The following is a 22,810-nucleotide window of genomic DNA, read 5'->3' on the forward strand; positions in this document are numbered from 1 at the left end:
GCGTAGAGCGTGGCACACCCCGCCGACCTGAACACCCCTCCTGTCACGGCCACCAGACGCCGGCGAAAACTCATTCTCGAATGCTGGCCTCTCTCCGATCATCAGCTTTAGGGGAAAAGCTGGCAGACCTTGAGAGGAGGGCTCGACATGGGTGGGAAAGGTTCATCTCCGCCGCCGCCGGATTACAGCCAGTTGGCTGACGCGAGCGAGGAATCGGCTCGCATCATGGCCGATCTCGGCTATCAGCAGCTAGACGAGGCCCGGCGCCAGTACGAACGCACGTTGCCCCTGATTGAGCGCGTCACCGAGTCGCAGATCGCGACGATGGACGAGACGCAGCAGCAGGGGCGCGACTACTACGACTACCAGAGCGAGACGTACCGGCCGCTCGAGAAAGAGCTGGTCGGCGATGCGCGCAACTTCAGCACGCAAGCCGAGTTCGAGCGTCGTGCTGGGCAGGCTGCCGCGGACTACGAAAAGCAGCAGACGCAGGCCCGGCAGGCGAACGCTCGCCAGATGGCCTCGATGGGCGTCAACCCCAATTCGGGCAAATACCAGGCGATCCAGGCGCAAAGCGGGCTCACCAACGCGGCGAACAAGGCCGGGGCGATGAACAACGCCCGCACTCAGGCCGAGAATCTTGGGTACGCACGTCGCATGGATGCGGCTGGCCTTGGCCGCAACCTCGCCGGAGCGTCGCAGGGCGCCTATGGCGTAGCGACCAGCGCCGGCAACTCAGCGGCAAGCAACACGCAGCAGCCCGGACAGAACCTGATGGCTGGCATGGGGCAAGGGTCCGCGACCATTGGCTCTGGTCGCGACATGATGCAGACAGGACTCGGCACCGCTCTGAGCGGGCAAGCGGACATGTACAACGCGGCCCAGAAGCGTGGCTCTGACAGTTCGGCGGCACTTGGGTCGGCCATCGGTATGGCCGGCGCGATGATGATGTAACGCGAGGAGTCCCCCGATGGCAGAGCAGTACATCCAACCTCGCGAGTTCCTACGCCGGGTCAAAGAGAAGCGCCCCGACCTGGATGACGAGTACATCCTTCGGTCGTGGGACGAGCACGTTAAGCCGCTGGCCGGCCAGGCGGACGAGGAGGGCGAGGGCACAAGCCTGTTCGGCATGTCCGACGAGCAGCGCGACCACGTTGCTCGAGGCGGGTATCTCACCGATCGCGCCGATGAAATGCGCGAGCATGACGAAGGTTGGGCGGGTGACCGTCGGGCTGACCTGAAGGTGGGTGCTGGCGGCTTGGTCGAGGGCATCGGTACGCTGCTCTCCCGCCAGCTTGGCGGAATGGACAACCCGCTCCGTGCCAAGGGCCAGGCAATGCAGGATGCCGGAGAACGCGAGGTCGGTGACGAGTACGGAAGCGATCTCGAGCGCCGTCAGGCCAGCGTTGAATCCGCTGATGGTGAGCTTGCGAAGGCTCTGGCGTGGGGTGCTGAGACGTTCACGGATGCTGACCTCGCCGCAGGCATGGTGACTCGGGAGATCCCTTCGCTGGCGGTGGGTGGTGTCACGGGCTTTGGGGCGAAGAAGCTGGCACAGACCGGCGCACGGAAGATCGGTGCGTCGGATGATGCGGCGCGCAAGGTTGGCAACAAGGTGGGCGTCGGTACCGCCGTGGGCGTGGAGTCCGCCGAGTCTGGGGCGCTCACCAAGTCCGAGACGTTCGATGAATTGACTGACCTCCCCCACGAGGAGTTCATCGATGCGGCCAAGCCCCGGGTGCGTGAGCAGTACGAGGCGTTGCGCAACGGCGGAATGTCCGAACGCGAGGCGGTCGAGCAGATCGCCGACGAGCTTTCCAACGTGGCTGGCCTCCGGGCGGCCGGCTTCACTGCGCTCATGCAGGCCCTTCCTGCTTCCCGTTCGATCGAGCGAGTGATTACCGGCTCCATGAAGCGCGAGGCTGGCGGTTTGGCTGGTGCGGCCAAGGGTGGGGCAAAGGCCGCTGGCGCCGAGGGTGCCACCGGTGCGGCCGATGAGGCGTATCAGACGGCAATCGGCAACCTCGCCGTGCAGCAGGTCGATGAGACGCAATCGCTCGCCGAGGGCACGGGCGTGGCCGCAGCCCAGGGCGGCACGTTTGGTGCTGGCATGGGTGGCCCGGCCGGTGCTCTTGAGGGGGCAGCCGGTACAAAGGGCACAACGCCGCCGGTTGAGAACGAGGGGCGGCCCGCTGATCCGGGCGAGTACGTGGTCGATGCCGAAGACGGCAAGATCAAGAAGGCAGAGGAGGCCGACCGGCCGGCGGTGGTGGGCGATCCCGATGCCCCGCGGGTAACCGTCGAGGGACTGGGCGAGCGTGAGCTTGTCTCCGATGCCCTGGGGGATCGCGCCATTGTCCGTGATGAAACCGGCAAGCGCGACGTGGTGGAGATCGTGCCGACGCCTGACGGGCCCACCTACCGCCGCATGGGAGACGATGACTCGACCGATTCGGCAGTGAACCGGCGCGCCGCCGAGATCGTCGCCGAGAATGATCCGGACCCCGCACGCGGTGACGCCATCGTGCCGCCCGAGGTGTGGGATCAGGCGCAGGCACAGGCACGGGCCGAGATCGAGGCCGCACGCCAGCCGATCGAGCTTAGGGCAAAAGCAGCCGAGACGATCAATGAGGCCCGGGAGTCCGGCCCGTTGGGGCGCGCGTCAGCCCCGACGATGGCCACCAATCTCAACCGGCAGATCGAGATTGAGGAGGCCGTGTCTCGCGCAAGCCGCAGCGAGTCCGAGTCATTGTCGATCGACATCGATCCGGTGGCCCGCCAGCGGGGGCAGTCTGACGGTGTGGCAGACGCCAGATGGAATACCTCGCTACCCAGTGCGGAACCGCAAACGCGGGTTTCACCCACTGCAAAAACCCCGGAAACCAACGTTTCTGATGTTTCTGCGGTGGCCGAAACGGCGCATTCGCGTTCGCAGCCGCGCACCGAGGAGGTGATCCGGCGGTCGGATGGCCGCCCGTTCCCGACGCTCGATGCCGCCCGGCGTGCGGCTCGTGCCCAAGGGGTTGCCCGCACTCACGTGCCCGAGCCGGCGGGGAGCGACGGCTACGTGCTCAATCCCGCCGGGAAGGAGAACGGCGTCGCCGACTTGGGTCGGGATCAGGTCGAGCCCGGCCAACAGGCCGTAGCCTTTCCCGATGGTGCGCAACCGGCGGCCGCCAGTGGATCACGACAAATGGCGGGCGAGAGCGGGGCAAACGCCGGCGGCGCTCGGTCAAGTAGCCGACAAGCCACTCAGCGCGCCCAGGCGGCGATCGACCCCCCCCCGGAGACACGCCAACCGGCGGCCCCGCAAGCAGCGCCCACCCAGTCACGCGAGCCAGAGCCGGGAACGCTCCGGGATTCCCGGATGGTTGGCGAGGATGCCCCCCGCCTGCCTGGCCGCAAGCTCAAACCGATCCGCCGCCGCGATGGTCAGCCGTTCAAGACGCTGGCGGCCGCCCGCCGTGCGGCGACGAATCATGCCGCGCGCGACACGCACGAGGTGCGCGAGGTGAACGACGGGGGGTATGAGCTCGCGCCGCTCGGCCGGGTGCGCCCCGTTGTCGCCGAGCAAGACATGCAGCCGGGGCCAACGATCGACGACCAGACACGTGACACGAGCCGCGGTGTCGATCGCGAGACGGATAAGCCCGGCACCCAGGCGGGTGATCCAGACGAGACCCGCGCCAATGGCGGTTCGAGTGGCAACGGTGGCGGTGTGCGGTTCAGCCGATCGGCGCCGGAGGGCGAGCCAGCACCCACCCGGAATCACGGCATCACCCGCATTCGCGGCAAGGCCGACAAGGTGATCGACGGCTTTCTCTATCACGTCGTGGACCGCTTCAAGGATCTGGCCGACTTCCAGAAGGCCGCCGGCAAGGTGCCGGAGACTGCCGACGCGATGATGGCCCAGGAGAACTTCGCCGGCCGTGCCCGTAAACGACTCGATGACCTCGATGACTTCCACGTGCGCCCGCTGCTGGATGCGATCAACCGTGGCGGTTTCACGATGGAGCAGGTGGGTGAATATCTCCACGCCCGTCACGCTCAAGAGGCCAACCGGGTATTGGCGGAGCGCAATCCCGGCCGTGGCGACAACTCGGCCCTGTCTGGCATGACCGACATGGAAGCCCGGGCGATCCTCGCCGAGCACGCGGACAACGCCGCGATGCAGGAGATCGGCGAGCGCGTCGATCGGATGAACGCCGAACGCCTCGAGAACATGGTGAACGACGGCCTGCTTTCCCCGGAACAGGCGGATAGTTGGCGGTCGATGTACAGCCACTACGTGCCCTTGCACCGTGACGCGATGAAGGGTCCGGATGGCGAGCTTGCCGATGCCCCGCTGCCGCGGCGAGGTCAGGGCTTCCATATCGAGGGCAGGGAGTCGAAGGTGCGCACCGGCTCAACCAAGCCGGTCGAGCACGGGTTGGTGATTCCTCACCTGGTCGCGCAGTTCGAGGCCAGTGCCGTGCGAGGGGAGAAGAACCTGGTCGGTCAGGCCCTGCTCGAGCTCGCGACGAATCATCCCGATCCGAACGTGTGGGAAATCGAGAAGCCCTACCGGGTTGCGAGTCGCAAGCCCGACGGGACGATCCGGTATCGGGCTGACAACCGCACCCGCGACAACGAGCTCATGGTGAAGGTGGGCGGCAAGGGAGTGCGGATCTCGTTCAACGAGAAGAACCCGCACGCCGTCCGCCTGGTGCGCGAGATGCGCAACCTGTCCCAGCGAGACATGCCCAAGCTGATGCGCTACCTGCATTCGGTGATGCGTTACCTGTCGATGGTGAACACGTCGCTCAACCCGGAGTTCGTGTTGACCAACTTCGCCCGGGACTTGCAGACGGCGGCCTACAACCTGGGGGACACCGAGCTCGAGAAGGTCGCCATGCAGGTGGTGCGTGACGGGGTAAAGCACGGCATCCGCGGCATGTGGCGCAACCTTAAGGGCCACCGTGACACTGAGTGGGCCCGGTGGGCGGATGAGTTCGAGCGCGCCGGCGGCATGGTCGGATGGATGGACGTGTACGAGAACATCGAGGACCGAGCCAACGCGATCAACCGGGAGCTCGACATGGTTGGCGGCAAGCACGTCGCGCGGCGCACGGGGCGCAAAGTCATGGACCTGGTGAGCGATGCGAACAGCGCGATCGAGAACGCCGTGCGTCTCTCCGCCTACGTCCATGCGCGTAAGCGAGGGATCAGCGAGGCGCGCGCGGCAAACCTGGCGAAGAACCTGACCGTCAACTTCAACCGCCGAGGTGCGTCCGGCCAGACGCTCAACACCTTCTACCTGTTCTTCAACGCGAGCGTGCAAGGCACCGCGCGCATGTTCTCGGCGATCCACAAGAGTCGGAAGGTCCGGGCCATGGTTGGCGCCACGGTGGTGGCCGCGGCGATCCTCGACATGGTGAACCGGGCGATCAGCGAGGAGGACGAGGACGGGCTGACGTTCTACGACAAGCTGCCGGATCACGTTCGTGACCGGAACCTAGTGATCTTCTACGGGGGTGGCGAGACGGATTACGTCACGATCCCGCTGCCTTGGGGCTACAACGTTTTCCACGTTGTCGGGCAGACCATGGGCCGGGCGATCGATCATCACGCGGGCGATGGCATCCCCACGTACAGCATCGCCGATGAGGCGGCGCGGCTGGCGGGCTCGACCATGGAGGCATTCAATCCGGTGGCGTCGTCATCCCCGCTGCTCACGCTTTCGCCCACGGTGCTCGACCCGGCGGTGACGGTGGCGACCAACACCGCCTGGCATGGTGGGCCGCTGATGCCCCATGACAACCCCTTCTACTCGAAGCCGGATAGCCAGCGGTACTTCTCCACTGCATCGGCGCCGTCACGCTGGGCCACCGAGCAAATCAATGAGCTCACGGGAGGCAATGACATTCGCCCCGGAGCGATGGACGTTTCGCCCGAGACGATCGACCTGATTTGGAACACCGCCACCGGCGGGGCGGGTCATTTCCTGCTCAACACCATGGACTCGGCATATCGCCTGGCGGCGCCCGGCAAGGAGGTGGAGTCGGAAAACCTGCCATTCATTCGCAAGCTGAGGGGCAGGGAATACCCATCGTCCGATTTCGAGATGTACTACGACCGCAAGGATCGAATCGAGGTCTTGCAGCGTGAGATGCGGACTCTAGGGGGCGAGGAGCGCAGGCAAGCCATGCTCCTCAATGCCAACGAGCGCCGAATGATCCCGAGGCTCAAGGCAGTTGAGAAGCGGCTGAAAATCCTTCGTAAGCGCAAGGACCGGTTGAAGGCCCATGACGCGTCAGACAAGCAGATAGAGGCCGTCGATGACCTGATCACTCAGCAGATCAAGCAGTTCAACGGCGTGTACAACCGCGTGGTGCTCGAGTGATGAGCCGATCACTTCACGCAGATGCCCCGGAGCTCGCCGGTTCGTTTCATGCAGTCGAAGCCGACCGGGCAGTCCGTTCCCCATTGGCAGCCCTTCGACTCCTTCACATTGCCATCGACCGAGTAGTCAGGCCGCGCATTCCCATACTCGTCACTCGGAGTGACGCAGTTGCCCGTTGCCTGATAGGACCCCTGGGGTTTCACGCACTCCTGGCCCATTGCGCAGTCGTAGTCGCCGTAGCACCCAGCTTGCGCCACACCAGACGTCGCCATGAACGCGCCGGCAAGCAATCCCATCGTCAGCAGTTTCATCGTCAACCCTCGTGGTCCGTCACTGAATGAGCGACCACGGTAGCAACCAACGACAGGAGCAAACCAGATGTTCAACAACAACCAGCGATATGCCTATGAGCAATTGGGAACCGCCGGCTTCGTGATCGAGGACTACGCGGTGGCCGAGGAGATCCGGCCTGATTTTCTGTCCAGTCGGTCGAACACCATCACGTTTCCTTCGGATGTACAGCGTGCAGCCAAGGAACGCCGCGCCACCGCCTATCGCATGAGCATCGGAGGCAAAGACGTAGTGGTGTGGTCGAAGTCCACCAACAACCTCGAGGACCGGATCGAGAATGTCGTCGGGGCCAAGGTGGTGATGCTGGGCCCGGTGGACGAGGCGCCTGCGGCACCAGAGCAAGGTCACGACTATTGGCAGGCACGCAAGCGGGACCTTGATGCGGCCGAGGACGAGCGCACGCGTAAGCTCGCCGCCGAGACTCCCCCGGCCCATGACTGCGCTCGTCGCCGGGAGATCCTGGAGGCACGCGAAAAGGTTGGGGGTGCGGCTTAATGCAGCGGATGAGTCGGAGAGAGTTGGTCGAGGCCCTGGCCGAGTTCGGTGTCGGGAAGGATTTCACCATTCGCGACCTGGCCGAGCTTGTCGGGTCCGATGACTACCCGGTGCGGGGCGCTTTCGCCTGGTGTATCAAGGCGCGCATTGTGGAGCCGAGCGGGGAAGTGACGCGCCGGACGTCGCGAGGCAAGCCCTACAAGGCGGTGACATACCGCTGGACGGGCTCAACCCGGGCGACCCGCTACACGCAGCCGGTGCCGGTCAACGCGGAATGCGAGGCGTGGCTTCGGGGTGCGTGATGGCTTGGCACGATGGCCTGTCAGAGAAGCAGCGTCGATTCGTTGAGGCCTTCGCCGCAAACGGGGGCAATGCGACGAGGGCGGCGATGGCGGCGGGGTATGCCCACCCGCACGTCAAAGGGTCGCAGACGTTAGAAAAAGTTAGTGTTCGCGAGGCCATCGAGGCACTGCGCTTGGCGACAACGAATCCGGCCATCGCCACCCGAGAGCAGCGCCAAGTGTTCTGGTCGCGGGTGATACGCGGAGAGGAGACGTACTTCGACCCCAAGCTGGGGCGTGAAGTGCCTTACCCGATGAAGGCACGACTTCGTGCGTCGGAGCTCCTGGGGAAATCTCAGGGAGACTTCGTGCATCGGCGTGAGGTCGCCGGCCGCGGTGGTGGGGCGCTCAGGATCGTTCAGGTTCCGCCGAAGGAAGTCGCCCAGCGTGTCGAGGAATTGCGGGAGGCGATCGTGGGCCAATAGCTGGCCGCCTGCTTACTATGGCCTCGCTGCTTTGCAGGAACCCACCGGCTTTGGTCGGTGGGTTTTCTATGTGCGGTCGCTTTTCCTCTATCCGCGGACGCGCTGTCACACCAGTCACACGACCGAGCACGGGAGGTGTGACGACCCAAGCCCCGCCACCTCGCGGTTGTCACGCACGTCACACGTGTCACACCCGGTCTGGGGTTGGTCCGTCTGATCGCTCATCCGCTGGCGGGTCTGTCACTGCTTCCGCGTCGAGCGCCAGGGCCAACTCCGCAAGCGCCTCGAACAGCGTGCTTGGCCCCAATTTCCCGTCGAACAAATCCATGGTTTCGCCGACCGTTGGCGGAGGTGACTCGCCAATGAGCGTCCCGCGCCGCCGATGAATCTCGATGAGCATGGGAAGGCGTGCCCGGCGTTCGCGGACAAGTCGCAACGCATCCGGATCGTCTTGGCTGACCCTTTCCAGTTGATCGAGCAGAAGGCGATCGGCGGCGGGCGAATAGGCGGCGCGCCGGTCCTGATGAACTCCCACGGTTAGAACTGGACCTGGTACCGGTTGCCGTCCTGATCCACACCCTCGCCGTGACCTTTCGGCATGATCCCGGGGCGAATGTCCATGTACAGGGTGATCACCGTGCCCTGATCTCCCCGCAGAAATCCGCGTGCCGTGGCGTTGCTCGGCGGCACGAAGGTTGTGCTGCTGCCCGATACGTTGCCCGAGTGGCGGTACATGGTGCCGCTGGACGTGTCGCGCGATGAGCCGGAGAAAGAGCCAGTGGAGTTTGTGACGGCGACCCCGCCACCCTGATAGCTGCCCGTGTACCTGCCCTCGAATGCCTCCCCGGTCTCCGGGTTGTATGCCGTCATGTCTCCTGTGCCGTGGCTCCGCTCGATCTGGAAGTCCATGACGGTGCCGGACTGAACGGCAAGGAGATCGCCTTTGATCATCGTTCCGCAGCCGGTAATGAACAGGGCTGCGAGGCCGATTAGGGGGAGGGTCCGCATCGATCGAATCATTTTGTTCGTCCTGGTCTCGTCTCGTGGTCGGAATGCCGACCGGTTGGAATCGAGACCCGCCCCGCATGGCTGACTTCCCATGTCCCCATGGTGCATCGCCGTCCTGGCGAGGGGGTCGAATCTGACGATAGCACTTGCCGGCTGAGAACGTTTCGGATGATCGAGAGAGGCGAGCCGGATGGACGAGGGAAGTTTCCCCAGGGTTTCCCCGGAGAAATACGCCGACTGATTTTGGGTGGGCAATAGGCAGCGTTTCTGCTTGCAACCCATTGATTTTGAGAGTGGTGGGCCCAACAGGACTCGAACCTGTGACCAAGCGATTATGAGTCGCCTGCTCTAACCAACTGAGCTATGGGCCCGTACGGCCGTGGTGGAAACCACGAAGGCCGGCAAAAAGCCGGCCTGGAAGGGGATTATTCCAACTTCGCGTCGATGAAGCTGCGCAGCTTTTCCGAACGGGACGGGTGGCGCAGCTTGCGCAGGGCCTTGGCCTCGATCTGACGGATACGCTCGCGGGTGACATCGAACTGCTTGCCGACTTCCTCGAGGGTGTGGTCGGTGTTCATGCCGATACCAAAGCGCATCATTAGCACCTTGGCCTCGCGCGGAGTCAGCGTCGAGAGGATCTCGCGCACGATCTCGGAGAGCGAGGCGTTGGTCGCCGAATCCAGCGGCGATACCGCGCCCTGATCCTCGATGAAATCGCCCAGGCTCGAATCGTCGTCCTCGCCGATCGGCGTCTCCATGGAGATCGGCTCCTTGGAGATCTTCATCACCCGGCGGACCTTGTCCTCGGGCAGGTCCATGCGCTCGGCCAGCTCCTCGGGGGTGGCCTCGCGGCCCATCTCCTGGAGCATCTGCCGGGAGATGCGGTTCAACTTGTTGATCGTCTCGATCATGTGCACCGGGATGCGGATCGTGCGTGCCTGGTCGGCGATCGAGCGGGTGATCGCCTGGCGAATCCACCAGGTGGCGTAGGTCGAGAACTTGTAGCCGCGGCGGTATTCGAACTTGTCGACCGCCTTCATCAGGCCGATGTTGCCTTCCTGGATCAGGTCGAGGAACTGCAGGCCACGGTTGGTGTACTTCTTGGCGATCGAGATGACCAGGCGCAGGTTGGCCTCGATCATCTCCTTCTTCGCGCGGCGGGCCTTGGCCTCGCCGAGGGTCACCTGGCGGTTGACCTCGCGGATGCCGGAAACGGGCAGCTGGCTGTCGCGTTCGACCGTTGCCAGACGCTTGGCCAGGCGCTCGATTTCCGGCTGCACGGCGGCGAACTTCGCCGTCGGCTTGCCCTTGGTGACCTCGGCGATCCAGTCATTGCTGGTCTCGTGGCCGCGGAAGGCGTGGATGAAGGTCTCGCGCTTGATGCCGCCCTTCTCGACGGCCTGTTGCATGATCTGCTTTTCCAGCAAGCGCACGCGGGCGATGGCGTCACGGACCTGCTTGACCAGCTTCTCGTTGAAGTTCGGGTTGAGCTTCAGGGTGATCAGCTGGTCGGCGATCTGGTCGGTCAGCGCCTTGATCTTGGCCGCGTCGGTCTTGGCCTTGCGGCTCTTGGTAGCGACGGCGTGACGCTGCTCGTGCAGGTCCTTGAGGTCCATGATCACCGTGCGCACGGCCTCGACGTCGATGCCGGTGTCCTTTTCCTCTTCGTCGTCGTCCGAGTCGTCGTTCTTGTTGCCGCCCGGCGTCGGGATCTCGTCGGTGAGCACGTGGAAGCCCACCACCACGTCGGCGAGCTTGATCTCCTCGGCCTCGACGCGAGCGTACTGGGCGAGCAGGGTGTCCAGGGTCGGCGGGAAGGCAGCCATCGCGATGGTGACTTCGCGCAGGCCTTCCTCGATGCGCTTGGCGATCTCGATCTCGCCTTCGCGGTTGAGCAGGTCGACCGTGCCCATCTCGCGCATGTACATGCGCACCGGATCGGTGGTGCGACCGAATTCGGCGTCCACCTGCGAGGCGAGGACGGCGACGGCTTCTTCGGTGGCCTCGTCATCGTTCGATACGCGCTGTTCGTCCGACAGGCCCAGGTCGTCCTTGTCCGGCGGCGCCTCGGAAACCTGAATGCCCATGTCCTGGATCATGCCGATGATCACTTCGATCTGTTCGGCATCGACCAGCGACTCGGGCAGATGGTCATTGATCTCGGCGTACGTCAGGTAACCCTGCTCGTTGCCCAGGGCGATCAACTGCTTGATGCTGGTTTGTTGGTCTTGCTGCATCGGCGTGGAACCTGCTCCGGCAATTCGATGAAAACGTCTGAAAGTCGCGCCGCGGGAGTGCAGGCGCCGAGCGCGCCGCGCACGGTTGTCGAGCGGGCCGCGTCAGTGGATTCTGGCGGCGCGAGGAGACGTTTGGGCCTCGCGCGGGATGACCCGAAGAGCCGGTCGATTGGACGGGCTGATGCGACGGGCGTTCCCGTTGGGGAACACGAAATTGTACCGCTTTTCGGGCATTTCGTCCATGTGGCGGTCAGTCCCTCGGGGGGCGGCCACCGGCCAGATTGGCTCGCTGCTGCCGCTTCTTCTCCGCGAGTGCCTCGCGTTGACGTCGCTTCTCGAGGATGTCACCCAACATGTTGGCGGCGATTTCGGCGTTTTCAATGCCGACGAGGTTCTGCGCCTCGGCGGCCTGACGATCCTCTGCGGTCAGGCTGTCGTCGAGCAGACGCTGGATCACGGCCGGCGGTTGGCCTCCATGCCAGACCTCCGCAGGGCGCAGGCGGTCGGTCAGGCGAGGGTGGGTCAATGCCAGCCGGAGGATGGCGAGGTCCTCCGAGCGCGCCGGCGGCGGGCGCTTGGCGGCGGTCGGCCCCGTGGCCTGGTTCTCTTCCCGGAACGGGCGGCCGAACAGGCCGTGGTGGCGGTCGACCTGGCGCGCGGTCAGTCGCTTGAGGCTGCCCGGGGGCATGCGCTCGATCAGCTGGTGCGCCTGCTTGTTCTTGCGCGCCCGCGCGGCCGTGTCGTCACCCGGAGTGGCCTCGTCGAGGTGCAGGGTCAGAAAGCGGTCGAAGCCCATCGATTCCTGCTCGACGAAGCGATTGAAGCCCGACTGGCCGTGGGTGCGCACGAAGCTGTCGGGGTCCTCTCCCTCGGGCAGGAAGGCGAAACGCAGATCGCGTCCGTCCTGCATCAGGGGCAGGGCGACCGAGAGCGCCTTGACCGCCGCGCGCCGACCGGCGGCATCGCCGTCGAAGCAGAACACGATCCGCTCGGTCTGCCGATAGAGCAGATCGAGCTGCTCGGCGGTTGTCGCCGTGCCGAGCGTGGCGACCGCATGATGGACGCCGTTCTGCGCCAGCAGGATCACGTCCATGTAGCCCTCGACCACGATCAGCTGGTCGGGGCGCTGGTCGACCTGACGCGATTCGTACAGCCCGTAGACGCCATAGCCCTTGTGGAACAGCTCGGTCTCGGGCGAGTTGAGGTACTTGGGCTCGCCCGGGCCGATCACGCGTCCACCAAAGCCGATCACGTGCCCGCGCGGGTCACGGATCGGGAAAATCACCCGATCACGGAATCGGTCGTAGCGGTCACCGTTGTCCCGCTGGATCAGCAGCCCCGTGGCCACCAGCTCGTCGGGCCGTGCCCGTCCGCCCAGTGCCAATTCAAGGTGGTTGCCGGGCGGGGCGAAGCCCAGCGCAAAGCGGGCGGCCGTCTCGCCGGTCAGGCCGCGCAGCTTGAGGAAGTCGATCGCCTCGCTCGATGAGCGCAGGTTGCCGCGAAACCAGTCGCTGGCCATGGCCGTGACCTGACGCAGCCGGCTGATCCGGTCGAGTTTCTCCTGGTCACCCTTCTCGCGCGGGATCTCGAGGCCCAGCCGGCCGGCGAGGTGCTCGATCGCGGTGGGGAAGTCGAGGTGGTCGAATTCCATCAGGAAGCCCACTACGTTGCCGTGCGCCGCGCAGCCGAAACAGTGATAGAACTGCTTGTCCGGCGTGACGTAGAACGACGGCGTCTTTTCCTGGTGGAACGGGCAGCAGGCGGCGAATTCCTTGCCCTTCTTCTTCAGCGGCACGCGCGAGCCGATTACCTCGACGATATCCGAGCGACCGACCACTTCCTCGACGAATGCCTCCGGGATCCGACTCATCGATGCCTCCGGGGGTGCTCCATCTCGCCGTGAACGCCGGATTCGGTGCCGATGATTTTGCGGCACGCCGACACGACAAGACCGGTCACCCCGGGGAGGGTGACCGGTCCCGGTTTGGCGACGGTTCGAGCATTGCCCGATCCGTGCATGGCCTTACGCCGCGTTGTCGAGCAGGTCGAGCAGGTCGCCGATTTCCATCGCCTTCGGCTTGACCAGCCAGAACTTCTGCAGGTAGGCGTCGAAGTCCGCGAGGATCTCGTGGGCACGCGCGCTGTCGGTGCGGCGGGCGTGCTCTTCGAGGATCGAGCGCAGGTGCTGGCGATGCGGCTCGAGTTCGGCGGCCTGCAGGCGGTGGATGTCGACCAGCTCGTGGTTGTAGCGATCGACGAAATCCTTGGCCTCGTCGAGCACGTAGGCGAAGCCGCCGGTCATGCCCGCGCCGAAGTTGATGCCGGTCGAGCCGAGGATGGTCACCACGCCACCGGTCATGTACTCGCAGCCGTGGTCGCCACAGCCCTCGATCACCGCCTGGGCACCCGAGTTGCGCACGGCGAAGCGCTCACCGGCCTGGCCGGCGGCGTACAGCTTGCCGTTGGTCGCGCCGTACAGGCAGGTGTTGCCGATGATCGGGGTTTCCGAAGAGTCGAAGGTACTGCCCTTGGGCGGGTAGATGACGATCTCGCCCCCGGCCATGCCCTTGCCGACGTAGTCGTTGGCATCGCCCTCGAGCTCGAGGTGCAGGCCGCCGGCGTTGAACACGCCGAAGCTCTGCCCGGCAATGCCGGTGAAGCGCAGCTTGATCGGGTGGTCGGCCATGCCCTGGTTGCCATGGCGGCGGGCGATCTCGCCCGAGACCCGCGCGGCGATCGAGCGATCGGTGTTGCGGATCGGGTAGCTGTACTCACCGCCGGTCATGCCCTCGATCGCGGGCATGACGTCCTTGACGATCTTCTCGGCCAGCAGGCCCTTGTCGTGCGGGTCGTTGTGCGGCGCGACGCAGCAGTTGGGCGCATCCGAGACCATCCCGGCATCCGAGAGGATCTTGGAGAGATCCAGGTGGCGTTGCTTGTCGGTGGCCGGCTCGCGCGGTTCGAACAGGTCGGTCCGCCCGATCAGCTCCTCGATCGAGCGTACGCCGACGCTTGCCATCAGGTGACGCGCTTCCTCGGCGATGAAGCGGAAGTAGTTGACCAGCTTGTCGACCTCGCCCTTGAAGTGCTCCAGGCGCAGCACCTTGTTCTGGGTGGCGACGCCGGTGGCGCAGTTGTTCAGGTGACAGATGCGTAGGAACTTGCAGCCGATGGCAATCATCGGGCCGGTGCCGAAGCCGAAGCTTTCCGCGCCCAGGATGGCGGCCTTGACCACGTCCAAACCGGTCTTGAGGCCACCGTCGGTCTGCAGGCGGACCTTGTCGCGCAGGTCGTTGGCGCGCAGGGTCTGGTGCGCCTCGGTCAGGCCCAGCTCCCAGGGACTGCCGGCGTACTTGACGGAAGTCAGTGGGCTCGCGCCGGTGCCGCCGTCGTAGCCGGAGATGGTGATGAGATCGGCGTAGGCCTTGGCCACGCCGGCGGCGACGGTGCCCACGCCCGGCTCGGAGACCAGCTTGACCGAGACCAGCGCCTGCGGGTTGGTCTGCTTGAGGTCGAAGATCAGCTGGGCGAGGTCCTCGATCGAGTAGATGTCGTGGTGCGGCGGCGGCGAGATCAGCGCCACGCCCGGGCGGGCGTAACGCAGCTTGCCGATGAACTCGTCGACCTTGTGGCCCGGCAGCTGACCGCCTTCGCCCGGCTTGGCGCCCTGGGCGATCTTGATCTGCAGCACCTCGGCGTTGACCAGGTAATGCGGCGTGACGCCGAAGCGGCCCGAGGCGATCTGCTTGATCTTGCTCATCTTCGGCGTGTTGAAGCGCGCCGGGTCCTCGCCCCCCTCACCGGAGTTCGAGCGCGCGCCCAGGCGGTTCATCGCCTCGGCGATGGTCTCGTGCGCCTCCGGGGAGAGCGCGCCGAGGCTCATGCCGGCCGAGTCGAAACGCGAGACGATCGACTCGATCGACTCGACCTCGTCCAGCGGGATGGAGTTGACGTTCTCCTTGAGGCGGAACAGGTCGCGGAAGGCGGCCACCGGACGCTCGTTGACGTGGGCGGCGTATTCCTCCCACGCCGTGTAGTCGTCTTCCTTGACCGCCTTCTGCAGCGTCTGGACCACGTCCGGGTTGTAGGCGTGGTACTCGCCGCCGTCGATGTACTTGAGCAGTCCGCCCTGACGCGGCAGCTTGCGCTTGGTGAAGGCCTCCTTGATCAGGATCTTCTGGTCGGCCTCGAGATCGACGAAGCGCGCGCCAGCGACGCGGCTGGTGGTGTCCTTGAAGCAGAGATCGACCACGTCATCGGCGAGACCGATGATCTCGAACAGCTGGGCGCCGCGGTAGCTCGCGATCGAGGAGATGCCCATCTTCGACAGGATCTTCTTCAGGCCCTTGTTGATGCCCTTGACGTAGTTGCTCGTGAGCTTGTCGGCCTGCTTGACGTCGATCTGGTTGCGACGACGCATGTCGTTGATCGACTCGAAGGCGAGATACGGGAACACGGCGGTCGCGCCGTAGCCGATCAGCACGGCGTTGTGATGCGAGTCACGCGCGGTGCCGGTCTCGACCACGATGTTCGCGTCGGTGCGCAGGCCCTCGCGGATCAGGCGATGGTGGACCGCGCCGGTGGCCAGCAGGGCGTGGACCGGCAGGCGGTCGGCGGCAATGTGGCGGTCGGAGAGCACCAGCACGGTGTGCTCGCCCTTGATCGCGGCGACGGCCTCGTCGGTGATGCGACGGATGGCCGCCTCGAGGCCTTCCTCGGGCGCGTAGTTGAGCTCGATGCGCTGCGAGGAGAATTCCTTGTCGGCCAGCTTGGTCAGTGCCTCGAAGCGGGCCGGGGTGAGGATCGGGCTTTCCAGCTGCACGCGGTGGGCGTGCTCCGGGGTCTCCTCGAAGACGTTGCGCTCGCGACCGATCAGGGTCTCGAGCGACATGACCACCGCCTCGCGCAACGGGTCGATCGGCGGGTTGGTGACCTGGGCGAACTGCTGGCGGAAGTAGTCGAACAGCGAGCGCTGGGTCTGCGAGAGCACCGCCATCGGCGTGTCGTCGCCCATCGAGCCGATCGCCTCCTGGCCGTTCTCGGCCAGCACGCGGATCACCTGGTCGCGCTCCTCGAACGAGAGCAGGAAGGCCTTCTCGTAGGTGCGCACGGTGTCGGCGTCCATCGGCTCGAGCGAGAGCACTTCCTCGTCGGCGACCGAGTGCTTGAGGCGCACGGACTGCTCGCGCAGCCACTGGCGGTAGGGCTTGCGGCCCTTGAGGCGACCGTCGATTTCCGGCGGCAGCATCAGCTCGCCCTCGGCGGTGTCGACGGCGACCATCTGGCCCGGGCGCACGCGACCCTTCTTGACCACGTCGTCGGGCGCGTAGTCCCAGACGCCGATCTCGGAGGCGAGCGTGATGTGGCGATCCTTGGTGATCACCCAGCGCGCCGGGCGCAGGCCGTTGCGGTCCATGGCGCAGGCGACGAAGCGGCCGTCGGTCATGACGATGCCGGCCGGGCCGTCCCACGGCTCCATGTGCAGGGAGTTGAATTCGTAGAAGGCGCGCAGGTCCGCGTCCATGTGCTCGACGTTCTGCCAGGCCGGCGGCACGATCAGGCGCATGGCGTGGATCATGTCCAGCCCGCCGGTGATCAGCACCTCGAGCATGTTGTCCATGGACGAGGAATCCGAGCCGGTGGTGTTGACCAGCGGCTGGATGCGGTTCATGTCCGGGATCAGCGGCGAGGAGAACTTGGCCGCGCGGGCCAGTGCCCAGTTGCGGTTGCCGCGGATGGTGTTGATCTCGCCGTTGTGCGCCAGGTAGCGGAACGGCTGGGCAAGCTTCCATTCGGGGAAGGTGTTGGTCGAGAAACGCTGGTGGAAGACCGCCTGCGAGGACTCGAGCGCCGGGTCGTTGAGATCCTTGTAGAAGCGCGGCAGGTCCTCGGGCATCAACAGGCCCTTGTAGGAGATGACCTGGCTGGCCAATGAGGGGATGTAGAAGTCCGGATCGTCGTGGATCAGGTTCTCGGCATCGCGGCGGGCGACGAACAGGGCGGCATTGAATTGCCGCTCGTCCATGCCCTCGGCCGGGGTGATGAACAGGTGTTCGATCTCCGGGCGTTTCTCGGCCGACATCTCACCCAGGACCGACGGGTCGGTCGGCACGGTGCGCCAGCCGGCGAGATTCAATCCCTGCTCGGCGATCGCGCCGATCAATGCCTCGCGGGCCCGCTCGCGCTTGGTCTCGTCGCGGGAGAAGAACACCACGCCGACGGCGTAGATCTCGGGCAGGTCGATGCCCTGAGCGTTTGCCGCCTTGCGGAAGAAGCCGTCGGGCTTTTTCAGCAACAGGCCGCAGCCATCGCCCGACTTGCCGTCGGCGGAAATGCCGCCGCGGTGGGTCATGCGAGCCAGCGCACCGATCGCGGTCGATACCAGGCCGTGGCTGGCTTGGTCGTCCATGTGGGCGATCAGGCCGAAGCCGCAGTTCTCTTTCTCGAAACTCGGGTGGTACAGACCTTGGGTGGGGGCTTGGCTCATGAGTTGCGCAACCTCTTGGATTCTTCCGGCTTGCCGGGCGAGCGACGCTCATCCCGCCCTCGGCTTGGCGGCCCGGCTGTCTCGTCGGCGCGCTCTGACAGCGCGCGGACAGCCCAGGTGCCGACCGTGGTTCGATGTGCGCCCGTATCCGGGGGATTTGGGCAAAATGGGCCGGAATTTTACCGGCCCGGGGGGAATCAGGCAAATCGACACACCGGCGCGTCACCGCCGTGGGGCAGGCGGATGATGTGCCGGAGTCGGGTGGGGCGCGGATTGCCTGGCGGCAGCGCCTCGAGGCCCCTTAATCCGCGGCGTCGACGAGCCGGTCCTGAATCGCGCCCACCGAGCGCGGATAGGGCTCGAGCTCGCGCAGCGCGTTCGGCAGGGAGTCGATCGCGTGCTCGGCTCGTTCGGCCGAGGCGAAGTCGCCGAAGGTTACCGTGTAGAGGAGCTTGCCGTTGATGCTCTGGGTGTAGATGCGCCACTGATCACGCGGCTGCTCGTCGGTCACGAAGCGATCGATCATCGCCTCGGCGCCGTCGAGATTACCAAAGGCGGCCAACTGGATGGCGGCCCGGGCGCGCGGTTGATCGCGGAACCAGGCGTTGTCGACGTCCGCCGGTGGCGTGGACGCGGCGGTGCCCTGGGCGTCTTCCGTGACAGGAGCCGTCGTGGCATCGGCCTCTTGTTCGGCCACCTCGGCGTTGGACGTCTGGCCGCCGTCGGTCGACTCGGCGGCATTGCTCTCGGCCGAGACGTCATCCGAAGCCTCGGCGGTGGCAGCCGCGCTGCCCTCGTCGGCGCGTTCCTCCGGGAACGGGACGTGCGGCGGCAGGCCGTGGTCGGGCAGCGCGGCGGTTTCCGTCTCGCTGTTGGCCCCTTCTTCGGTCGGGGCCTCTGCGGCACTCGGGGCCTCGCTATCCGCCCCTTCGTTAGCCGCTTGCTCCTCGGTCTTCGCGGTGTCGGCCGACGTGGATTCGCCGGTTTGCTCGCTCGACTCATCCAGCGCGATCGTGCTCTCGGTAGTCGATTGCGTGGGGTCGTCCGACCGGCCGAGCAGGGCGAAGACGCCAATGGCGACGACGGCGAGGCTGATGACCGCGGCGATCAGCAGGGTCGGGCTGGCCCACAGCGGGCGACTTGCCGATGCCGGCCGGGGAGACGGGTTGCCAGCCGACGGGGCCGAGGGGGGCGTCGTGGCGGCGGCCGCGGAGGTCGTGGTATCCGCGTTGCTATTGGCGGTGCCCGCGGCGGCGGTGGGCGCCGCGGCAGCCGCTTGGGTGGTGCCGAGCAACTGGGCGCAGTGCAGGTCGGCGACCAGCCCGGCCAGCGGTTGAGCGGTTTCTGCCTGTTCACAGAGACCGGCGGCACCAACCAGGAGGAAGAGGATGCGTTCGCGTGCGAGCTCGTGCGACTGGGTGATCAGGTCGAACAGGGCATCGGCAGCGCTCGATGCCAGCCAGTGATCGGCGTTTTCCACCACGATCAGGAGTCGCTCTTGCCCCTCGAGCGCGGCCGTGGCGGCGTTGATCAGCTGGTCGATCGTCTCGATGCCGGCGGACAGTTGCAGCAGGGTGCTCAACTGGTCGATCAGCGCGGCCGACCCGTTGCCGCTGTCGGCGCGCAACACCACCGGACGGACCTGGCGGGGCAGTTTCTGTCCTATCAGCTTGACGAAGGCGCGACGCTCGGCGGCCGAGTCCCCCTCAACGACCATGAACCGGTCGGAATACTTGGCGTACTGGACGATTCGTTCGGCCTGTTCCAGGGCGTGTTCCGTCGCTTCGGTCATGGCAGCATCCTTCGTTGCTTAAATCGGTGGTTAATGAGTGTTCAGTCGGTGGCCCGCATGGCCTCGATGGTGGCCCGAATGTCCTCGTCTGCCACCCGGTCCACCAGGCGTGCCTGGCCGAGCCGGCCCAGCAGGACGAGTCGCAGGCGCCCATCCTCGACCTTCTTGTCACTATCCATCAACTCGCGCAGGCGGTCGGTGGATAGGGCGGCCGGGGCCCGGGTGGGTAGACCGGCCGACTCGACCAAGGTTTCGATGCGCCGGACCGTGGGCGTATCGATCAGGCCAAGGCGGTGGGACAGGTCGGCGGCCATGCACATCCCCGCGCCGACCGCCTCGCCGTGCAACCAGCGGCCGTACCCCATGCCGGCCTCGATGGCGTGGCCGAAGGTGTGGCCCAGGTTGAGCAGGGCGCGAATGCCGCCTTCTCGCTCGTCCTGGCGCACGATCTCGGCCTTGATCAGGCACGACTGCCGGATCGCTTCGGTGAGTGCGGCGCGGTCTCGCTGGCGCAGCGCGTCGATGTTTGCCTCGATCCAGTCGAGGAAATCCTCGTCCCAGAGCAGCCCGTATTTGATCACCTCGGCCAGCCCGGCCGAGAGCTCGCGGTCGGGCAGGGTGTCGAGGCTGGCGGTGTCGGCCAGCACGCAGCGCGGCTGATAGAACGCGCCGATCATGTTCTTGCCGCGCGGGTGGTTGACCCCGGTCTTGCCGCCCACCGAGCTGTCGACCTGGGCAAGCAGGGTGGTCGGCACCTGGATGAAGGGCACGCCGCGCTGAAAACTCGCTGCGGCAAAACCGGTGATATCGCCGATCACCCCGCCGCCCAGGGCGATCAAAGTGGTCTTGCGATCCACCTGCTTTTCCATCAGGAAGTCGTAGATGCGCTCGAGCGTCTCGAGGTTCTTGTATTGCTCGCCGTCGGGCAGGGCGATCATCTCGACACGCTTGTCAGCGGCCTCCAGTGCCTGCGTCAATCGCTCGGCATATAGAGGCGCGACGGTGGTGTTGCTGACGATCACGGCCCGCGAGGAGGGCACGAACCGGGCGATCTGGTCGCCATCGATCAGTCCGGCGCCGATGAAGATCGGGTAGCTGCGCTCACCCAAATCCACGTTGACCGTGGTGGGCTGCGAGATGTGAGCGGCGGGATCGTGCATGATCGGTGCCCTGTCGGCTGCGGTTCGTCAGAAATCGACGGCCCCGTGGGGCCGCCTTCCAAAGTCTACATCAACCCGTCGGGTTGTCGTCGGCGTCGAGCCCACTCTGCCGGCTTGCGGCAAGGATGCGGTCGGCCATCGCGCGCGGGGTCTGGCCGCCGGTTTCCAGCACCAGGTGGGCCGTTTCCCGGTAGAGCGGATCGCGCTCGTCCATCAGTCGCCGCAGTGTCGCCCGTCGGTCGCTGTTTTGCAGCAGCGGTCGTTGGGTGTCGTGCTGGGTGCGTTCGAACTGGCGTTCGACCGAGGTGTATAGATAGACGACCAGGCCGTTTTCCCGCAGGAGTTTCCGGTTGTCCTCACGCAGCACCGCCCCGCCACCGGTGGCCAGCACCATGCCCTTGCCCGCGGTCAGGTTGGCGAGCATGTCGTGCTCACGCTCCCGGAAGCCCTTTTCGCCCTCGATGTCGAAGATCAGCGGGATGCTCGCGCCGGTGCGCTTCTCGATTTCGCGGTCGGAATCGTGAAACTGCCAGCCGAGGCGGTTGGCCAGGATCCGGCCGATGGTGGTCTTTCCGGCCCCCATTGGGCCGATCAGGATGATATTGCGCATGTGATCCGATTATACCGACAGGGGAAACGAAAAACCCCGCCGAAGCGGGGTTGGTCTTTCCACTGGGCGACGTGATCAGTTGTTGATCAGCACGCCGCGGTTGTGGTTCGCCAGGTTGTCGCGGTCGACGATCTTCGGTGTGACGAAGATCAGCAGCTCGAACCGTGAGTCGTCGCGCAACCGGTTCTTGAACAGGTTGCCGACACCCGGCAGGTCACCGAAGAAGGGCACCTTTTCCAGTTGGGTGACGTTCTCGAACTCGTAGATGCCACCCAGGACCACGGTCTGGCCGTTCTGCACCTGAACCTTGGTCTGCACCTCGCGGGTGTTGATCGGCGGTTCGCCATTGATCGCACGGGTGTAGTCCGGCTCTTCCTTCATCACCAGGATGTCCATGATCACGTTGTCGTTGGGCGTGATCTGCGGGGTGACTTCGGTCTTGAGCAGGGCCTCCTTGAACTCGATGTTCGAGATGGCGCCGCCACCGGAGGCGGTCTGGGACTGGTAGGGGATCTCGACGCCCTGAGAGATGGTCGCCTTGTGCCCGTTGGTGGTGATGACCTTCGGGTTCGAGACGATCTTGCCAGTGCCCTCGCTCTGCATGGCCTGGAGCTCGAGGTTCAGGAGCACGTTCGAGCCGAGGATGGCCAGACCTAGCGAACCGGTCGGGTCGCCGCTGATCGGGGTGTTGACCATCCAGCTGTCCTGGCCCTCGAAATAGGTGCCATTGAGCGTTGATGGGTTTCGTTGGTCGATCGGGAAGGCCGGGCCGTCGCTACCATCATAGGCGCCGCCGCCGAAGCCGACACGTTGCCCGCCTCGATCAAAGCCGCCCTGAAGACCCCAGCGGACACCAAGCTCGCGCGAGAAGTTGTCGGTCGCGATGACGATGCGGGTCTCGACCAGCACCTGCTTGACCGGGCGGTCGATCTGCTCGATCAGGCCGCGGACCCGGTCGAGGGCCTCGGCCGTGTCGGTGACGATCAGGTTGTTGGTGCGCGAGTCGACGGTGATCGAGCCGCGACGGCTAAGGAAGTTGCCGTCGCTCTTTTTCTCGCCCGAGCTCTCGCCCAGGCCCGAGCTCTGGCGTACGAGGGATGCGATGTCGTCGGCCTTGGCGTAGTTGATCTGGACGATGTCGGTGATCAACGGTGCCAGTTGCTGGGCCTGTTCGCGGGCGGCCAGCTCGGCCTTGTCGCGCGCGGCGACTTCGTCGGTGGGTGCGACGTAGATGACATTGCCGTTCTCACGAGAGGACAGGCCCTTGGTGGTCATGATCAGGTCGAGGGCCTGATCCCAGGGCACGTTTTCCAGTCGCAGGCTGATCGAGCCCTGGACGGTGTCGCTGACCACGATGTTGTTGCCGGTGAAATCGGCGATCAGTTGCAGCAGCGGACGGACCTGGATGTCCTGGAACTTCAGGGTCAGGCGTTCGCCGGTGTATTCCGGGTATACGGATTTAATGGTTGATGGGGCACCTTCACCCCATCAATCTGATACCACCCTCAGATGGTTGATACCA

Annotated in this window: 15 protein-coding genes and 1 tRNA gene; 5 read left to right on the forward strand and 11 right to left on the reverse strand. The window is 65.4% G+C overall.

All coding sequences use genetic code 11. The features are described 5' to 3' along the window. The first annotated feature begins 147 nt into the window (after positions 1-147). Positions 148-954, forward strand: a complete 807-nt coding sequence (locus tag D5687_RS09485) for a hypothetical protein (protein WP_125199537.1) — start codon at positions 148-150, stop codon at positions 952-954. 16 nt (positions 955-970) lie between these two features. Beyond that, entirely contained in the window at positions 971-6,382 is a 5,412-nt protein-coding gene (locus D5687_RS09490) for an LPD38 domain-containing protein (protein ID WP_125199538.1), read from the forward strand. A gap of 8 nt (positions 6,383-6,390) precedes the next feature. Here D5687_RS09490 and D5687_RS09495 read toward each other — a convergent pair whose 3' ends face one another. Beyond that, positions 6,391-6,693: a hypothetical protein gene (locus tag D5687_RS09495; protein ID WP_125199539.1), complete on the reverse strand. Its 303-nt coding sequence runs from the start codon at positions 6,691-6,693 to the stop codon at positions 6,391-6,393. Between the two features lie 67 nt (positions 6,694-6,760). On the opposite strand from D5687_RS09495, the gene D5687_RS09500 reads away from it, so the two are divergent. From D5687_RS09500 to D5687_RS09510, 3 genes are read left to right on the forward strand one after another with little or no spacing between them, the layout of a single operon-like run. Continuing rightward, positions 6,761-7,228: a hypothetical protein gene (locus D5687_RS09500; protein WP_125199540.1), complete on the forward strand. Its 468-nt coding sequence runs from the start codon at positions 6,761-6,763 to the stop codon at positions 7,226-7,228. Between the two features lie 23 nt (positions 7,229-7,251). Beyond that, positions 7,252-7,530, forward strand: a complete 279-nt coding sequence (locus D5687_RS09505; RefSeq protein WP_125199541.1) for a hypothetical protein — start codon at positions 7,252-7,254, stop codon at positions 7,528-7,530. Then, entirely contained in the window at positions 7,530-7,994 is a 465-nt protein-coding gene (locus tag D5687_RS09510; RefSeq protein ID WP_158611847.1) for a terminase small subunit, read from the forward strand. The genes D5687_RS09505 and D5687_RS09510 overlap by 1 nt, the downstream gene beginning before the upstream one ends. Before the next feature lie 187 nt (positions 7,995-8,181). Here D5687_RS09510 and D5687_RS09515 read toward each other — a convergent pair whose 3' ends face one another. The 10 genes from D5687_RS09515 to D5687_RS09560 all read right to left on the reverse strand — a co-directional run bounded on the left by D5687_RS09515 (position 8,182) and on the right by D5687_RS09560 (position 22,752). Beyond that, on the reverse strand, positions 8,182-8,529 hold the full coding sequence (locus D5687_RS09515) for a hypothetical protein (protein WP_125199543.1): 348 nt from the start codon (positions 8,527-8,529) through the stop codon (positions 8,182-8,184). Between the two features lie 2 nt (positions 8,530-8,531). Beyond that, entirely contained in the window at positions 8,532-9,014 is a 483-nt protein-coding gene (locus D5687_RS09520) for a hypothetical protein (RefSeq protein ID WP_125199544.1), read from the reverse strand. Positions 9,015-9,296: 282 nt separating this feature from the next. Beyond that, a tRNA-Ile gene (locus D5687_RS09525) sits at positions 9,297-9,373 on the reverse strand. A gap of 54 nt (positions 9,374-9,427) precedes the next feature. Beyond that, positions 9,428-11,263 carry an RNA polymerase sigma factor RpoD gene (rpoD, locus tag D5687_RS09530; RefSeq protein WP_255410308.1) on the reverse strand — a complete coding sequence of 612 codons (1,836 nt, stop codon included), beginning with the start codon at positions 11,261-11,263 and terminating at the stop codon, positions 9,428-9,430. Positions 11,264-11,489: 226 nt separating this feature from the next. Then, on the reverse strand, positions 11,490-13,109 hold the full coding sequence (gene dnaG / locus D5687_RS09535) for a DNA primase (protein WP_125199546.1): 1,620 nt from the start codon (positions 13,107-13,109) through the stop codon (positions 11,490-11,492). A 153-nt stretch (positions 13,110-13,262) separates the two neighbouring features. Continuing rightward, a complete protein-coding gene (gene gltB, locus D5687_RS09540; protein ID WP_125199547.1) occupies positions 13,263-17,726 on the reverse strand; it encodes a glutamate synthase large subunit in 4,464 nt (1,487 codons plus the stop codon). A gap of 301 nt (positions 17,727-18,027) precedes the next feature. After that, on the reverse strand, positions 18,028-19,518 hold the full coding sequence (locus D5687_RS09545; RefSeq protein ID WP_125199548.1) for an SPOR domain-containing protein: 1,491 nt from the start codon (positions 19,516-19,518) through the stop codon (positions 18,028-18,030). Between the two features lie 41 nt (positions 19,519-19,559). Further along, positions 19,560-20,678, reverse strand: coding sequence for a 3-dehydroquinate synthase (aroB, locus tag D5687_RS09550; RefSeq protein ID WP_125199549.1), 1,119 nt, complete (start codon positions 20,676-20,678; stop codon positions 19,560-19,562). Positions 20,679-20,748: 70 nt separating this feature from the next. Next, complete coding sequence (gene aroK, locus D5687_RS09555; RefSeq protein ID WP_125199550.1) at positions 20,749-21,288, reverse strand: shikimate kinase AroK; 540 nt, start codon at positions 21,286-21,288, stop codon at positions 20,749-20,751. A 75-nt stretch (positions 21,289-21,363) separates the two neighbouring features. Further along, the gene (locus tag D5687_RS09560; protein ID WP_125199551.1) at positions 21,364-22,752 is read right to left on the reverse strand and encodes a type IV pilus secretin PilQ; all 1,389 of its coding nucleotides are present in this window, start codon (positions 22,750-22,752) and stop codon (positions 21,364-21,366) included. Between the last annotated feature and the right edge of the window lie 58 nt (positions 22,753-22,810).

The organism is Guyparkeria sp. SCN-R1 (assembly GCF_003932495.1).
In the GTDB taxonomy this organism is placed as follows: Bacteria; Pseudomonadota; Gammaproteobacteria; order Halothiobacillales; family Halothiobacillaceae; genus Guyparkeria.

Coding starts and splice junctions, on each gene's coding strand:
- D5687_RS09510 (WP_158611847.1), top strand. CDS start 7,530: ATGGCTTGGCACGATGGCCTGTCAGAGAAGCAGCGTCGATTCGTTGAG.
- dnaG (WP_125199546.1), bottom strand. CDS start 13,109: ATGAGTCGGATCCCGGAGGCATTCGTCGAGGAAGTGGTCGGTCGCTCG.
- D5687_RS09485 (WP_125199537.1), top strand. CDS start 148: ATGGGTGGGAAAGGTTCATCTCCGCCGCCGCCGGATTACAGCCAGTTG.
- D5687_RS09520 (WP_125199544.1), bottom strand. CDS start 9,014: ATGATTCGATCGATGCGGACCCTCCCCCTAATCGGCCTCGCAGCCCTG.
- D5687_RS09500 (WP_125199540.1), top strand. CDS start 6,761: ATGTTCAACAACAACCAGCGATATGCCTATGAGCAATTGGGAACCGCC.
- D5687_RS09495 (WP_125199539.1), bottom strand. CDS start 6,693: ATGAAACTGCTGACGATGGGATTGCTTGCCGGCGCGTTCATGGCGACG.
- aroK (WP_125199550.1), bottom strand. CDS start 21,288: ATGCGCAATATCATCCTGATCGGCCCAATGGGGGCCGGAAAGACCACC.
- gltB (WP_125199547.1), bottom strand. CDS start 17,726: ATGAGCCAAGCCCCCACCCAAGGTCTGTACCACCCGAGTTTCGAGAAA.
- D5687_RS09490 (WP_125199538.1), top strand. CDS start 971: ATGGCAGAGCAGTACATCCAACCTCGCGAGTTCCTACGCCGGGTCAAA.
- aroB (WP_125199549.1), bottom strand. CDS start 20,678: ATGCACGATCCCGCCGCTCACATCTCGCAGCCCACCACGGTCAACGTG.
- D5687_RS09545 (WP_125199548.1), bottom strand. CDS start 19,518: ATGACCGAAGCGACGGAACACGCCCTGGAACAGGCCGAACGAATCGTC.